This is a genomic window from Bradyrhizobium sp. AZCC 1610 (assembly GCF_036924515.1).
Lineage (GTDB): Bacteria > Pseudomonadota > Alphaproteobacteria > Rhizobiales > Xanthobacteraceae > Bradyrhizobium.
In genome coordinates this window covers 3,991,984-4,008,139 of sequence record NZ_JAZHRR010000001.1, presented here as the reverse complement: position 1 = coordinate 4,008,139, position 16,156 = coordinate 3,991,984, and the positions used below count along the sequence as shown (strand labels likewise).

Here is a 16,156-nt window from a genome sequence, read left to right as displayed (position 1 = left end):
GTGACGGAACTGGCCAAAGAAAATTTTCGGGCCATTTCGGGCCCAAATTCGCGGCCAAAGCGGTCCGCGATCTGGTCTGAATTTTGCTCTTGGCAAGCCGGACAAGACTCGGTAAACAGCGGCTTCCGGACCGTGCTGGCAGTTGCTGGCACGTCCGTGCGCGCATTCCGAAAACCCGATACGATAGGAGATCATTCCTTTCAGGACATCCGCATGGATTGCTCGAAAGGAAGGAAAACCCATCGCTTCGGTGGATTGCGGCAGGGGTCTTCCGGCTTGCCGGATGGCCTCGATCCTGTCCGAGACTGCAGGCGCCCAGGTCGAAATTTGCATGGAAGTGCAAATTTCTCCAACGGCTTAATCTTACGGCCTGCATAGACGGGTGAAGACCGGATTTCGCTTCAACGCCGCCTCGCGCGGCGCGATGGCTGATTTGGTTCGAACCTCGACACCCCGCGCCATCTGGTTCGGGAGGGCAGGCTTATCAATGTCGTCCTGCCCGGCGTGTCCTTGAGACTGGTGTCTAGAGGTCAGGTTTTGGGCGAGACGATGGGTGCAACCCGGCGGTCTCGCTTCTTGCGAAGGCCGCCAACCGGAGAGAGCTTGCTGTGGAAAGAGCGGCAAAAAAGGACGCGGTTGAGGCGCTGAACGAGGTCTTCAGGACCACCAGTGTCGCAGTCGTCGCCCACTATTCCGGCCTCACCGTGGCCCAGATGCAGAAGCTGCGCATGCAGATGAAGCAGGCGGGTGCGTCGGTGAAGGTCTCGAAGAACCGTCTCGCCAAAATTGCTCTTGAAGGCACGGATGTCGTTGCCATCGGCTCCCTGCTGAAGGGACCGACCGTGATCGCGACTTCAAACGATCCGGTAACGGCGCCGAAGGTTGCCATCGAATTTGCCAAGACGAACGAAAAGTTCGTCATTCTCGGCGGCTCGATGGGTAAAACCGTCCTGGATGTGAACGGTGTGAAGGCGCTTGCCTCGCTGCCGTCACTCGACGAACTGCGCGGAAAGCTTGTCGGCCTCCTGGTGGCGCCGGCGACCAAGATCGCTCAGCTCTCGACAGCGCCCGCGGCCAAGCTCGCGCGTGTCGTCCAGGCCTATGCCTCAAAGAGCGAAGCGGCCTGACCCTTCGCAAATCAAACCTGGTTCGAACCAAACGTTTTAAGGAAACTGATCAATGGCTGACCTACAGAAAATCGTCGACGACCTCTCGAGCCTGACCGTGCTCGAAGCTGCCGAACTCGCAAAACTCCTCGAAGAAAAGTGGGGCGTGTCCGCCGCTGCCGCCGTTGCGGTTGCCGGTCCGGCCGCCGCCGCGGCTGCCCCCGTTGAAGAAAAGACCGAGTTCACGGTCGTTCTCGCTGCCGCCGGCGACAAGAAGATCGAAGTCATCAAGGAAGTCCGCGCCATCACCGGCCTGGGCCTCAAGGAAGCCAAGGATCTCGTCGAAGGCGCGCCCAAGCCGGTCAAGGAAGGCGTGAACAAGGACGAGGCCGACAAGCTCAAGGCCCAGCTCGAAAAGGCTGGCGCCAAGGTCGAATTGAAATAAGCGTACTACACAGAAAAGTGTGGGGATTCGCGGGGTTAGCCCCTCGAATCTCCACTATTCCGCCCCATATCGGAGCGGCAGCAGGAAAATGCGGTAGGCGGCGGGGACGGCAGGGTTCCCGGCGTAAGCCGTTGGGAGACAGTCAGATTTCGGGCTTTTTCAGTCCGTGAAACGGCAAGTTGAGACGGGCGGGTGCAGTCATGCGCCCCGCGCGTCGTTTTGCGTTTTGAAGGTCTAGAGAACGGGTTCAGGATTTAATTCCTGAGGTGGGCTTTGTTCCTTTCGAGCGATTCGAAATTCAACCCGGGGGCGATGGCAGTCGCGCTTCGGAAGGTTCGCCCACAAGGGCGACGAAAATGAGAGGCCACGATGGCGCAGCAGACATTCACCGGTCGCAAACGCGTTCGCAAGTTCTTCGGACACATCAAGGAAGTCGCCGAGATGCCGAACCTCATCGAGGTTCAGAAGGCGTCCTACGATCAATTCCTGATGGTTGAGGAGCCTCAGGGCGGCCGGTTGGACGAGGGACTGCAGGCGGTGTTCCGCTCGGTGTTCCCGATCTCGGATTTCTCGGGAACCTCGATGCTGGAATTCGTCCGCTACGAATTCGAGCCGCCGAAATACGACGTCGACGAGTGCCGCCAGCGCGGCATGACCTATGCTGCGCCGCTCAAGGTGACGCTGCGCCTGATCGTGTTCGATATCGACGAGGAAACCGGCGCCAAATCCGTGAAGGACATCAAGGAGCAGGACGTCTACATGGGCGATATCCCGCTCATGACCATGAACGGCACCTTCGTCGTCAACGGCACCGAGCGCGTCATCGTTTCCCAGATGCACCGTTCGCCCGGGGTGTTCTTCGACCACGACAAGGGCAAGACCCATTCGTCCGGCAAGCTGTTGTTTGCCGCGCGCGTGATTCCGTATCGCGGTTCCTGGCTCGACATCGAGTTCGACGCCAAGGACATCGTGTTCGCGCGCATCGACCGCCGCCGCAAGATTCCGGTGACCTCGCTGATGTACGCGCTCGGTCTCGACGGCGAGACGATCCTGTCCACGTTCTACAAGAAGATCAATTTCAAGCGCGCCAAGGAAGGCTGGCGCGTGCCGTTCGACGCCGCCCGCTTCCGCGGCTACTCGACCATCAACGATCTGATCGACGCCGATACCGGCAAGGTCGTGCTCGAGGCCGGCAAGAAGCTGACGGTGCGCGCGGCGCGCCAGTTGCAGGAAAAGGGCCTCAAGGCGCTGCGTCTGTCTGACGAAGAGCTGGTCGGCAACTATCTCGCCGAGGATCTCGTCAATCCGAAGACCGGTGAAATCTACGCAGAAGCCGGCGAGGAGCTCACCGAGAAGTCGCTGAAGGCGCTCAACGAGCAGGGCTACAAGGAGCTGCCGCTGCTCGACATCGACCACGTCAATGTCGGCGCCTACATCCGCAACACGCTGCATGCCGACAAGAACTTGACGCGTGAAGACGCGCTGTTCGACATCTATCGCGTGATGCGTCCGGGCGAGCCGCCGACCATCGATTCGGCCCAGACCATGTTCCAGTCGCTGTTCTTCGACAGTGAGCGCTACGACCTGTCCGCGGTCGGCCGCGTCAAGATGAACATGCGCCTCGAACTCGACGCGCCCGACACCCATCGCACGCTGCGCAAGGAAGACATCCTGGCCGTCATCAAGACGCTGGTCGATTTGCGCGACGGCAAGGGCGAGATCGACGACATCGACCATCTCGGCAACCGCCGTGTGCGTTCGGTCGGCGAGTTGATGGAGAACCAGTACCGCATCGGCCTCTTGCGCATGGAGCGCGCGATCAAGGAGCGCATGTCCAGTGTCGATATCGACACCGTGATGCCGCAGGACCTGATCAACGCCAAGCCGGCGGCCGCCGCGGTGCGCGAGTTCTTCGGCTCCTCGCAGCTGTCGCAGTTCATGGACCAGACCAACCCGCTGTCGGAGATCACCCACAAGCGTCGTCTCTCGGCGCTTGGACCGGGCGGTCTGACCCGCGAGCGCGCCGGCTTCGAGGTGCGCGACGTGCATCCGACGCATTACGGCCGCATCTGCCCGATCGAAACGCCGGAAGGTCCGAACATCGGCCTGATCAACTCGCTGGCGACGTTCGCGCGCGTCAACAAGTACGGCTTTGTCGAAACGCCTTATCGCAAGGTCAAGGACGGCCGCGTCACCGACGAGGTCGTGTATCTCTCGGCGATGGAGGAGGGCCGTTATCGCGTGGCGCAGGCCAACGTGCCGCTCGACGCCAAGGGCCGCTTCACCGAAGACCTGATCGTCTGCCGTCATGCCGGCGAAGTGCTGCCGATCACGCCCGACAAGGTCGACTACATGGACGTGTCGCCGAAGCAGCTCGTCTCGGTGGCTGCAGCGCTGATCCCGTTCCTCGAGAACGACGACGCCAACCGCGCGCTGATGGGCTCGAACATGCAGCGCCAGGCGGTGCCGCTGGTTCGCGCCGAGGCGCCGTTCGTCGGCACCGGCATGGAAGGCGTGGTTGCCCGTGACTCGGGTGCCGCGATCGCCGCCCGCCGTTCCGGCGTGATCGACCAGATCGACGCCACCCGCGTCGTGATCCGCGCCACCGAAGACCTCGATCCCACCAAGTCGGGCGTCGATATCTACCGGCTGATGAAGTACCAGCGTTCCAACCAGTCGACCTGCATCAACCAGCGTCCGCTGGTGAAGGTCGGCGACATCGTCAGGAAGGGCGACATCATCGCCGACGGTCCCTCGACCGATCTCGGCGAGCTCGCGCTCGGCCGCAACGTGCTGGTCGCGTTCATGCCGTGGAACGGCTACAACTTCGAAGACTCGATCCTGCTCTCCGAGCGGATCGTGAAGGACGACGTCTTCACCTCGATCCACATCGAGGAGTTCGAGGTGATGGCCCGCGACACCAAGCTCGGACCTGAGGAAATCACCCGCGACATTCCGAACGTCTCGGAAGAAGCGCTGAAGAACCTCGACGAAGCCGGTATCGTTTACATCGGCGCCGAAGTTCGCGCCGGCGATATCCTGGTCGGCAAGATCACCCCGAAGGGCGAAAGCCCGATGACGCCGGAAGAAAAGCTCCTGCGCGCCATCTTCGGCGAAAAGGCTTCCGACGTCCGCGATACCTCGCTCCGCGTGCCCCCGGGCGTGCAGGGCACGATCGTGGAAGTGCGCGTATTCAACCGTCACGGCGTCGACAAGGACGAACGTGCGCTGGCGATCGAGCGGGAAGAGATCGAACGTCTGGCCAAGGACCGCGACGACGAACAGGCGATCCTCGACCGCAACGTCTACGGCCGCCTCGCGGAGCTGCTGGAAAATCGCCAGGGCATCGCGGGACCGAAGGGCTTCAAGAAGGACACCAAGATCACGCGCGCCGTGCTCGAGGAGTATCCGAAGTCGCAGTGGTGGATGTTCGCGTCCCCCAACGACAAGCTGATGGCCGAAATCGAGGCGATGCGTAAGCAGTACGACGAATCGAAGAAGGGCCTTGAACAGCGCTTCCTCGACAAGGTCGAAAAGCTGCAGCGTGGTGACGAATTGCCGCCCGGCGTGATGAAGATGGTCAAGGTCTTCGTCGCGGTGAAGCGCAAGATCCAGCCCGGCGACAAGATGGCCGGCCGCCACGGCAACAAGGGCGTGGTGTCCAAGATCGTTCCGATCGAGGACATGCCGTTCCTCGAGGACGGCACCCATGCCGACATCGTGCTCAATCCGCTCGGTGTGCCCTCGCGCATGAACGTCGGCCAGATTCTGGAGACGCATCTCGGCTGGGCCTGCGCAGGTCTCGGCAAGCGCATCGGCCAGACCATCGACGCCTATTATCAGAAGCAGGACCTCAAGCCGCTGCGCGAGACCCTGAAGAAGATCTATGGCGACGATGAAACCATCAAGACGCTGAACGACAACGAGCTGATGGAGCTTGGCAAGAATTTGAGCCACGGCGTGCCGATCGCGACGCCGGTGTTCGACGGCGCCAAGGAAGCCGACATCGAGGAGATGCTGAAGCTCGCGGGCTTCGACGCCTCCGGCCAGTCGACCGTCTATGACGGCCGCACCGGCGATGCCTTCGACCGCAAGGTGACGGTGGGCTACATCTACATGCTCAAGCTGCACCATCTGGTCGACGACAAGATCCACGCGCGTTCGATCGGTCCGTACTCGCTCGTCACCCAGCAGCCACTGGGCGGCAAGGCGCAGTTCGGCGGCCAGCGCTTCGGCGAGATGGAGGTGTGGGCGCTGGAAGCTTACGGCGCGGCCTACACGCTGCAGGAAATGCTGACCGTGAAGTCGGACGACGTCGCCGGCCGTACCAAGGTGTACGAGGCGATCGTGCGCGGCGACGACACGTTCGAGGCGGGTATTCCGGAATCGTTCAACGTGCTGGTTAAGGAAATGCGCTCGCTCGGCCTCAACGTCGACCTGCACAATTCCAAGGTGGGACCGGCGCCGTCCGAGGCGGCCGAGTAACGGCAAAGATTCCATGTCCGACCCAAAGCGCGAAGGCAACTTCGCAAATGGGCCGGACATTCGCGCTCCGCTCGGACGTTGAGCGGGCGCGGGCCAAACAAGAATTTCGAATTTGCTGCCGGTGACGATCGGCACGCGAGGAGAACACGATGAACCAAGAAATTATGAATCTCTTCAATCCGACGACCCCGGCTCAGGTCTTCGACCAGATCCGGATCTCGATTGCGTCCCCGGAGAAGATTCTGTCCTGGTCCTACGGCGAGATCAAGAAGCCGGAGACCATCAACTACCGGACCTTCAAGCCGGAGCGCGACGGCCTGTTCTGCGCCCGCATCTTCGGGCCGATCAAGGATTACGAGTGCTTGTGCGGCAAGTACAAGCGGATGAAGTACAAGGGCATCATCTGCGAAAAGTGCTCGGTCGAAGTGACGCTGTCGCGCGTCCGGCGCGAGCGCATGGGCCATATCGAACTGGCAGCACCCGTTGCCCACATCTGGTTCCTGAAGTCGCTGCCGTCCCGTATCGGCCTTCTGCTCGACATGACGCTGAAGGATCTCGAGCGGATCCTGTACTTCGAATATTACGTCGTGCTCGAGCCCGGTCTGACCGCGCTCAAGGACCGTCAGCTGCTGTCGGAAGACGAGTACCTGAAGGCGCAGGACGAATACGGCCAGGATTCGTTCACCGCCATGATCGGCGCGGAGGCGATCCGCGAGCTCTTGAAGGGGCTCGAGCTCGAAAAGCTCGAGCAGTCCCTGCGCGCGGAAATGCACGAGACCGAGTCCGACATCAAGCACAAGAAGCTCGCCAAGCGGCTTAAGATCGTCGAGGCCTTCCGCTATTCCGGCAACAAGCCGGAGTGGATGATCCTGACCGTGGTGCCGGTGATTCCGCCGGACCTGCGTCCGCTGGTGCCGCTCGACGGCGGCCGCTTTGCGACGTCCGACCTCAACGACCTCTACCGCCGCGTCATCAACCGCAACAACCGCTTGAAGCGGCTGATGGAGCTGCGCGCGCCTGACATCATCATCCGCAACGAAAAGCGCATGCTGCAGGAGGCCGTCGACGCGCTGTTCGACAACGGCCGCCGTGGCCGGGTCATCACCGGCGCCAACAAACGGCCCCTGAAGTCGCTGGCCGACATGCTCAAGGGCAAGCAGGGCCGCTTCCGGCAGAACCTGCTCGGCAAGCGCGTCGACTATTCGGGCCGCTCCGTGATCGTGGTTGGTCCCGAACTGCGGCTGCATCAGTGCGGCCTGCCGAAGAAGATGGCGCTCGAACTGTTCAAGCCGTTCATCTATTCGCGGCTCGACGCCAAGGGCCTGTCCACCACCGTGAAACAGGCGAAGAAGCTCGTCGAGAAGGAGCGTCCCGAGGTCTGGGATATCCTGGACGAGGTGATCCGCGAGCATCCGGTGCTCTTGAACCGCGCGCCGACGCTGCATCGTCTCGGCATTCAGGCGTTCGAGCCGGTGCTGATCGAAGGCAAGGCGATCCAGCTGCATCCGCTGGTTTGCGCGGCGTTCAACGCCGACTTCGACGGCGACCAGATGGCCGTGCACGTTCCGCTGTCGCTGGAAGCGCAGCTCGAAGCGCGCGTCCTGATGATGTCGACCAACAACATCCTGCATCCCGCCAACGGTCAGCCGATCATCGTGCCGTCGCAGGACATCGTGCTCGGCCTCTACTACGTGTCGATCATGCGCGAAGGCCTGCCCGGCGAAGGCAAGATCTTCGGCGATATGGCCGAACTCGAGCATGCCCTGCATTCGAAGGTCATCCACCTCCACACCAAGATCAAGTACCGGTGGGATGGCATCGACGAGACCGGCAAGCAGGCCAAGCGCTGGATCGAAACCACCGCGGGCCGCGTCATGCTCGGCAATCTGCTGCCGAGTTCGGCGAAGATCTCGTACGACATCATCAACAAGCTGATGACCAAGCGCGAAATCTCCGGCGTGATCGACCAGGTCTACCGTCACTGCGGCCAGAAGGAGACGGTGATCTTCTGCGATCGCATCATGGCGCTCGGCTTCTACAACGCGTTCAAGGCCGGCATCTCGTTCGGCAAGGACGACATGGTCGTGCCGCACAGCAAGTGGAAGATCGTCGATACCACCCGTACGCTGGCGAAGGATTTCGAGCAGCAGTACAACGACGGTCTGATCACCCATGGCGAGAAGTACAACAAGGTTGTCGACGCCTGGTCGAAGGCGACCGAAGAAATCGCCAAGGAGATGATGAAGGAAATCTCCTCGACCAAGAAGACGCCGAAGGGCGCCGACGCCGACATCAACTCGATCTACATGATGGCGCATTCGGGCGCGCGCGGTTCGCCGGCGCAGATGCGTCAGCTCGCCGGTATGCGCGGCCTGATGGCGAAGCCGTCGGGTGAGATCATCGAGACGCCGATCATTTCCAACTTCAAGGAAGGTCTGTCGGTGCTCGAGTACTTCAACTCGACCCACGGCGCCCGCAAGGGCCTCGCGGACACCGCGTTGAAGACCGCGAACTCCGGTTACCTGACCCGCCGTTTGGTCGACGTGGCGCAGGACTGCATCATCACGCAGGACGATTGCGGCACCAAGCTCGGCATCAAGATGCGCGCCATCGTCGACGCCGGCACCGTCGTCGCTTCGCTGGCTTCGCGTATTCTCGGCCGCACCGCGGGCGAGGACCTGCGCGATCCCGTGACCAACAAGGTCGTGGTCAAGCGCGGCACGCTGATGGAGGAGACGCATGTCGACGCCCTCCAGCAGGCCGGCATCCAGGAAGTGAAGATCCGTTCGGCCCTGACCTGCGAACTCGTCAACGGCATCTGCGGCAAGTGCTACGGCCGCGATCTCGCCCGCGGCACGCCGGTCAACCACGGCGAAGCGGTCGGCGTCATCGCCGCCCAGTCGATCGGAGAACCCGGCACGCAGCTGACGATGCGCACGTTCCACATCGGCGGCGCAGCGCAGATCAACGAGCAGTCGTTCGTCGAGTCGAATTTCGACGGCAAGGTGACCATCAAGAACAAGGCTATCGCCAGGAACAGCGAAGGCCACATGGTCGCGATGGTCCGCAACATGGTCGTTGCGATTACCGATGCCGACGGAACCGAGCGTGCGACCCACCGCATTCAGTACGGCGCGCGCATGCACGTCGACGAAGGCGATATGGTCAAGCGCGGCCAGCGCATCGCGGAATGGGATCCGTACAGCCGCCCGGTGCTCACCGAAGTCGAAGGCACCATCGGGTTCGAGGACCTGGTCGAGGGTCAGTCGATCTCGGAAACGCTCGACGAATCCACCGGTATCGCCAAGCGCGTCGTCGTCGATTGGCGCGCGTCGCGGGGCGGAGCGGATCTGCGTCCGGCCATCGTCGTCAAGGGCAAGGACGGCAAGGTGCTGAAGCTCGCACGTGGCGGCGATGCCCGCTACATGCTGTCGGTCGACGGCATTCTGTCGGTCGACATCGGCGCCAAGGTCAAGGCCGGCGACATCCTGGCGCGTATCTCCACGGAAAGCGCCAAGACCCGTGACATCACCGGCGGTCTGCCGCGGGTGGCCGAACTGTTCGAGGCGCGCAAGCCAAAGGACGCGGCGATCATCGCGGAAATCGCGGGCACGATCCGCTTCGGCCGCGACTACAAGAACAAGCGCCGCATCTCGATCGAGCCGATGGACAAGACCGAGGAGACCAGGGAGTACCTGATCCCGAAGGGCAAGCACATCCATCTGCAGGACGGCGACATCGTCGAAAAGGGCGATTTCATTGTCGAAGGTAATCCGGCGCCGCACGACATCCTGGCGATCAAGGGCATCGAGGAACTCGCTGCTTATCTGGTCAACGAAATCCAGGAAGTCTACCGGCTGCAGGGCGTGCTCATCAACGACAAGCACATCGAGGTGATTGTCCGTCAGATGCTGCAGAAGGTCGAGGTCACCGACCAGGGCGACACCGACATGATCTCGGGCGAGCAGGTCGACAAGATCGAGTTCGATGCGATCAACGTCAAAGCGAAGGAAGAGGGCAAGAAGCCCGCCACGGGAACGCCGGTACTGCTCGGCATCACCAAGGCGAGCCTGCAGACCCGCTCGTTCTTCTCGGCGGCCTCGTTCCAGGAGACCACCCGCGTGCTCACCGAAGCCGCCGTCAACGGCAAGGTGGACCCGCTGGAAGGCCTCAAGGAAAACGTCATTGTCGGCCGGCTGATCCCGGCGGGCACCGGCGCTTCGATGGCCAAGATCCGCGAAGTCGCGGTCAAGCGCGACAAGATGATCCTCGACGAGCGGGAGAAGCAGGCTGCGATCGTGCCGACCGCTCCAGAAGCGGAGCCGCTGGCGCTGCCGCCGGCGGAGTAAGGGTTCCGTTCCGATCAACAAAAAAGCCGGCTGCGAAGCCGGCTTTTTCTTTTTGCGAAAGGGATTCTGGCGCTTCACCCGGACGGGTGATGCCTGCTATCACTCAGGAAATGGTGTCCTATCCTCACGGCAATATCGGCGATTCCCCCATGAGCGAATTGGCTCATCTCGAACCCTTGATCGATCGCATCTACGAGGCGGGGCTCGTTCCTTCCCTTTGGCCGGCTGTACTCGGTGAACTCGGTGCGGCCGTCGGCGGCAACGGCGGCTTTCTGTTCGGCGTGCGGGACGGATACACAAGCGCGGTCAATTCTGTCGAATATGACCAGCTCATACCTGTTTTCTTGAGAGACGGATGGAGCGAACGCGATCCTACTCTGCCGCGCGCCATGGCCGTGAATCATGCGGGCTTCGTTACCGACTATGACCTCCTCTCGGAGGAGGAGATCGCGACCAACGACGTCTATTGCAACTTTTACCGCAAACACGGCATCGGCTACCGGGCCGGGACGCTCATCCCGATGCCGAGCGGCGATTCAATCGCAATTGTGGTGCCGCGGCATCAGGATCGCGGTCCGGTGCCGCGAGAGGTCGTCAATCTGCTGGATGGATTGCGGCCGCATCTGGCCCGGGCGTCTCTTGCAGCAAACCGCCTTGGCTTTGAGCGCGCACTTGCCCAGGTTGACGCATTGCAGGCGCTCGGCCTGCCGGGCGCGGTGTTGCGCGGGCGCGGCCGGGTGTTCGCGGCAAACGGCCTGTTCGAAGCGCTGATGCCTTCGCTGTTTCAGGATCGCGCCCAGCGTGTCACGATAACGGACGTTGCGGCGGACGCGCTGCTCGCCGACGCGCTCGGCACGCTGGCCCTTGCCGGTGGCCGGACCGTGAAGTCCATACCGACCGCCGCGACGGCAGGTCACGTGCCGATGGTGCTGCATGTGATCCCCGTACGCGGTTCCGCACGCGATATCTTCACGCACGCTACCGCGCTGCTGGTGGTGACGCCCGTCGATCGCGCCGCGGTGCCGACCGCGGAAGTCCTGCAAGGCCTGTTCGACCTGACGCCGGCGGAAGCGCGCGTGGCGCGGGGCATCGGCCAGGCCGAAACCATTGATACGCTTGCCGATGCGACGGGCGTCAATCGGGAAACGGTGCGCAGTCAGCTCAAGGCCGTGCTGTCGAAAACCGGCCTCTCGCGCCAGCAGGAGCTGGTCAGCCTGCTTGCCGGCAAGGCGTTCCGTAGCGGTTAGAGGTAAGCCGCGCCCACGGCTCCGGCCCCAGGGGGGCGGAACCGCTGGCCCTTCCGCCGGCGGAATAAGGCTTCCGCAAGAATACGGTGCGAAAGACAAAAGGCTGGCACAAGCCGGCCTTTTTGCTGCTTTGTTTCATTGCTGCGTTGCGAAGACCCGCTTTGTTCATCTTCCCTTCAGGGTGAAAAGCGCCTTTGCTTGTGGTTTAGACCGGCTGCTTCCCGAAGGCAGGGGGCCGGAGGGGCGACGGAAAAGACATGTTGGATCTTGCAATCGTGGGCGGCGGCCCAGGCGGGCTGATGAGCGCCTGGTATTTGAAGAAAAAGCTCGGCGATCTCTGCCGCGTCACGATCTACGAGGCGTCCGACCGCGTCGGGGGCAAGATCGTCTCGCGCAAATTCGATTCCGCGCCGGCGATGTACGAGGCAGGCGTCGCCGAAATCTACGATTATTCGATGACCGGCCCGGATCCGCTGCGGGAACTGATCCAGCATTTCGGCCTGCAAACGATACCGATGGACGCCGAGCAGGTGCACCTCGACGGCGAACTGCTCGACGACGTGCCGGGCATGCGCCGCAAGTATGGTGAGAAGACCGCGGCTGTGATCGAAGCGTTCCGCAAGCGCTGCGCCGATTTGGTGTCGCCGATCGAGTATTACGAGGGCGTCGGGGCGCACGACAACGAGCATCCTTGGGCCTACATGACCTGCGAGGAAGTGCTCGACAAGGAAGTCGACGATCCCATCGCTAAGCGGTTCTTCAAGGTGATGGCGCGCTCGGATATCGCAACCGAGGCCCACAACACCAACGGGCTGAACGCGCTGAAGAACTTCGTGATGGATGTCGAGGGCTATATCGGTCTGTATTCGATCCAGAATGGCAACGAGCAACTGATCGAATGCCTTCGCTCGGAAGTCGATGCCGACATTCAGCTCAATCACCGGGTGCTCAAGGTCGGCAAGAACGGCAGCGGCCGCTATCAGCTCAACATGATGAACGGGAAGGGCCCGGAGACGCGCGATTTCGATCTCGTGCTGATGTGCCTGCCGCATTCCTGGCTCGCCACCATGCGCTGGGATGGCGAAGAGCTGCGCAAGTCGATGGTCAAGCACGTCGCCTACTTCGACAAACCGGCGCATTATCTGCGGGTTTCGATCCTGTTCGACGAACCGTTCTGGGGCGAGAAGATACAAGGCGCCTGGTTCATGTCGGAAGCGTTCGGCGGCTGCTGCGTCTACAACGAAGGCGCACGCCATGACGTTGGCCGGCACGGCGTGCTGAACTGGCTGATCGCCGGTTCTGATGCACTGGCGTATGCCAATCTGAGCGACCAGGAACTGATCGATGCCGCGTTGAAGTCGCTGCCGGCGTCCTTCGGCGACGCGCGCGACCATTTTCTGGAAGGCAAGATCCACCGCTGGCTGTCTTCGGTGAATGCGCTGCCGGGCGGCATGCCGGTGCGTGACGTCATGACCAACCACCGTCCGGAACCGAAGCAGCACCCGGGGATCGTGGTGGTCGGCGATTATCTGTTCGATTCGACGCTCAATGGCCTGCTCGATTCTTCCGACGCCGCCACCGATATCGTTCTGACCGAGATGATGCGGTTGCGCCGCGCCCGCGCGCAGCAGGGCGAGGTATCGTCCGACAAGATCGACCGCAGCTATTTCGAGAATTACCGTGGCGTCGGCCCCTACAGCGAAGTCTGGAGCCGGTTTACCGATCCGGCCTATCTGACGGACCTGATCAAGATCGTCTGGGGCAGGGCCAGGGGCTACAAGCTGCTCGTTGCCGGCTCCGCCAGCGGTGAGCTGGTCGGCGCGCTCCGCGAGCGCGGCATCGATGCCTGGGGTATCGAAAACAACAAGGCGATCCACGCCCAAACGCCGAAGGCGCTGAAAAAGTACAACAAGCTCGGCTCCATCGTCGACATGCCGTTCAAGGGCGACGAATTCGATTTCGTGTTCGAGACCAGCCTGTGTCACGTCGCCGAAAAGCAGGTCCCGCGGGCGGTGCGCGAGCTCAACCGCGTCGTGAAGATCGGACTGGTGTTCGGATCGGTGACGTCGGACATGGCCCCCGCACTGATCGACCGCTACGACCTGTTGCGCGGCGTGAAGAAGCTCGGCACCTGGTGGGAATGGTCTGAGTTGTTCTTCGGCAACGGATTCGACCTCTCGATGCACCGCCGCGACTGCACCGATGCGGTGTGGGCGGCGACGCTGGCTGCCAACAAGGGGCCGGGGCAGTGGTACGCCGACGCCGACAGCCTGCGCTATTCGTTTTTTGACAAGGTCGAATCGGACGATTGAAGTCCGACCGATTGTATTAAGGCGCGACCGGCTCTGATGAATCAGCGCCGGCCGCGCCAAATGTTTGCCGAATTGATCCCGATCGCATAGAATCCTTGCGGTAGCGCTCGCCGCTGCCGCGTTCGATTTGCGGTCATGCCGGCCGTGCAGCATCGGTTGGTTTCATGGCGCCCAAGCCTCCTTCCTCGGATGATCGGAATCCCGCGCCGGCGGACGATCCTGAGCTCGCGAAGAAGCTCGCGGCAGGGGCTTCCGCCGCACCCCCGGCAGGTGGCAAGGCAACCGTCATCCCCTCCGACGATGACAAGGATGACAAAGAGGACGAGCTGGAGCTCGACGACGATGATGATGACGAGGACCTCGTCGTCTTCACCGCCAAGGAAGCCGCCGGCGCGATGGCGACCATCTACGGTTTCGTCAGGCCGTATCTGGGCAACTACAGGAAGCTTCTGATTTTCGTCGGCTTCGGCGTGCTGGTGGAGACGCTGTTCAACGTCATCATGCCGCTCAGCCTGAAATTCCTGATCGACGACGCGCTCGGCGAAGAGGACTTTCAGGCGCTCTACAAGATCCTCGGCGTGCTCGCGGCCGCCGGCATCATCACCTCGATCATTGCGGTCTGGTATGAGCGATGGGATGCGCGGCTGGCGGCTTGCATCATTGCCGACGTGCGGAGCCGGCTGTTCGAGCACGTCCAGAACCTGCCGGCGTCGTATTTCGCCCGCACCAAGCGGGGCGAAATTCTCTCGCGCTTCTCGATCGACCTTGCGGCCTTCGAAAGCTCGGTCAAGACCTTCGCCAACAGCGCGGCGCTGCCGTTCCTGGAACTGATCGCCGGCATCATCCTGATGCTGTTTTTGAACTGGCAGCTTGCGGCGGTGGCGCTCCTGGTGTTTCCGATCACGCTGATCGGGCCGCGGATTCTGACGCCGAAGGCGGTGCAGGCGAATTACGAGCAGAAGCTCAATGAATCGGCGCTGCTCGGCACGGTGCAGGAAAACGTCGCCGCGCAGGCGGTGATCAAGGCGTTCAGCCTGCAGCGCCGCACGCTCGGCTGGTTCACCATGCGTAACCAGGAAGTGCGCATCAAGACCGCGTCCGCCGTCTTCCTCTCCACGATGGTGGAGCGCACCGTCACCATTTCAGTCTTGCTGCTGCACCTCGTGGTGCTGGCGATCGGCGCCTATCTCGCCACCAAGGGGCAAATCACCATCGGCACTTTCGTCACCTTCGAGAGCGCGTTCTGGGAGGTGTCCTACAACATCGCCCATCTGATGCATTTCATTCCGGTGTCGATCCAGTCGGCGGCGGCGGTGCGGCATATGCAGGAGCTGCTGGATGAGCCGACGCGCGGCGCCGATCGCCCGGGCGCGCCCGATTTGCCGCGCATCACCAACGACATCACGTTCGATCGCGTCACCTTCGCCTACGAGGGCAGCGAGACGCCGGTGCTCGACAATTTCAGCCTCAAGCTTGGCGTCGGCAAGCGTATCGCGATCGTCGGCCCCAGCGGCTCGGGCAAGAGCACGCTGCTCAATCTGATCCTGCGTCTTTACACGCCGGACGAGGGGCGGGTGGCCATCGACGGCGTCGATATCCGCCGCGTGACCCGCGAATCCCTGCGAGCGAGCATGGCGATCGTGTTCCAGGAGAACATGCTGTTCAACATGTCGATCCGGGAGAACATCCGGCTCGGCAAGGAAGGCGCCAGCGACGAGGAGGTCGTGCAGGCCGCGCGCAAGGCCGAGATTCACAGCTACATCATGAGCCTGCCGCAGAAATACGACACGCCGGTCGGCGAGCGCGGCGATACGCTGTCGGGCGGCCAGCGCCAACGCATCGCGATCGCGCGTGCGATCATCCGCAATCCCTCGCTGCTGCTGCTCGATGAGGCGACGTCGGCGCTCGACCAGACCACGGAAGCCGCGATCAACCGCACGCTTCTGAATGTGGCGGAGGGACGCACCATGATCTGGTCGACCCACCGCCTGACGTCGGTGGTCGAGATGGACGAGATCATCGTGATTTCAGGCGGCAAGGCGATCGAGCGCGGCTCGCATACGCAGTTGCTCGCGGCCAACGGCGTCTACCGCAAGCTCTGGGACGACCAGGGCCATACGCCGCACAACTCCGCCGGTCAGGCCGACGACGACAATGAAGACGATGACGATGAGGATGATGACTAGTCTAGACTGCCGCTTCCGGGAAATGT

At 62.2% G+C, this 16,156-nt stretch carries 7 protein-coding genes; all 7 read left to right on the top strand.

The genetic code is table 11. The annotated features are described in order from the left end of the window. Positions 1-608 precede the first annotated feature (608 nt). The 7 genes from rplJ to V1279_RS19855 all read left to right on the top strand — a co-directional run bounded on the left by rplJ (position 609) and on the right by V1279_RS19855 (position 16,130). The gene (gene rplJ, locus V1279_RS19885; RefSeq protein WP_334439120.1) at positions 609-1,127 is read left to right on the top strand and encodes a 50S ribosomal protein L10; all 519 of its coding nucleotides are present in this window, start codon (positions 609-611) and stop codon (positions 1,125-1,127) included. A gap of 52 nt (positions 1,128-1,179) precedes the next feature. Next, on the top strand, positions 1,180-1,551 hold the full coding sequence (rplL, locus tag V1279_RS19880; RefSeq protein WP_334439118.1) for a 50S ribosomal protein L7/L12: 372 nt from the start codon (positions 1,180-1,182) through the stop codon (positions 1,549-1,551). A 369-nt stretch (positions 1,552-1,920) separates the two neighbouring features. Beyond that, positions 1,921-6,036: a DNA-directed RNA polymerase subunit beta gene (rpoB, locus tag V1279_RS19875; RefSeq protein ID WP_334439116.1), complete on the top strand. Its 4,116-nt coding sequence runs from the start codon at positions 1,921-1,923 to the stop codon at positions 6,034-6,036. Positions 6,037-6,185: 149 nt separating this feature from the next. Next, the gene (gene rpoC, locus V1279_RS19870; protein WP_334439114.1) at positions 6,186-10,385 is read left to right on the top strand and encodes a DNA-directed RNA polymerase subunit beta'; all 4,200 of its coding nucleotides are present in this window, start codon (positions 6,186-6,188) and stop codon (positions 10,383-10,385) included. A gap of 89 nt (positions 10,386-10,474) precedes the next feature. Then, complete coding sequence (locus V1279_RS19865; RefSeq protein WP_334439111.1) at positions 10,475-11,632, top strand: helix-turn-helix transcriptional regulator; 1,158 nt, start codon at positions 10,475-10,477, stop codon at positions 11,630-11,632. Positions 11,633-11,889: 257 nt separating this feature from the next. Beyond that, on the top strand, positions 11,890-13,944 hold the full coding sequence (locus V1279_RS19860; RefSeq protein ID WP_334439108.1) for an FAD-dependent oxidoreductase: 2,055 nt from the start codon (positions 11,890-11,892) through the stop codon (positions 13,942-13,944). Between the two features lie 164 nt (positions 13,945-14,108). Then, complete coding sequence (locus V1279_RS19855; protein ID WP_334439105.1) at positions 14,109-16,130, top strand: ABC transporter ATP-binding protein; 2,022 nt, start codon at positions 14,109-14,111, stop codon at positions 16,128-16,130. Positions 16,131-16,156 lie beyond the last annotated feature (26 nt).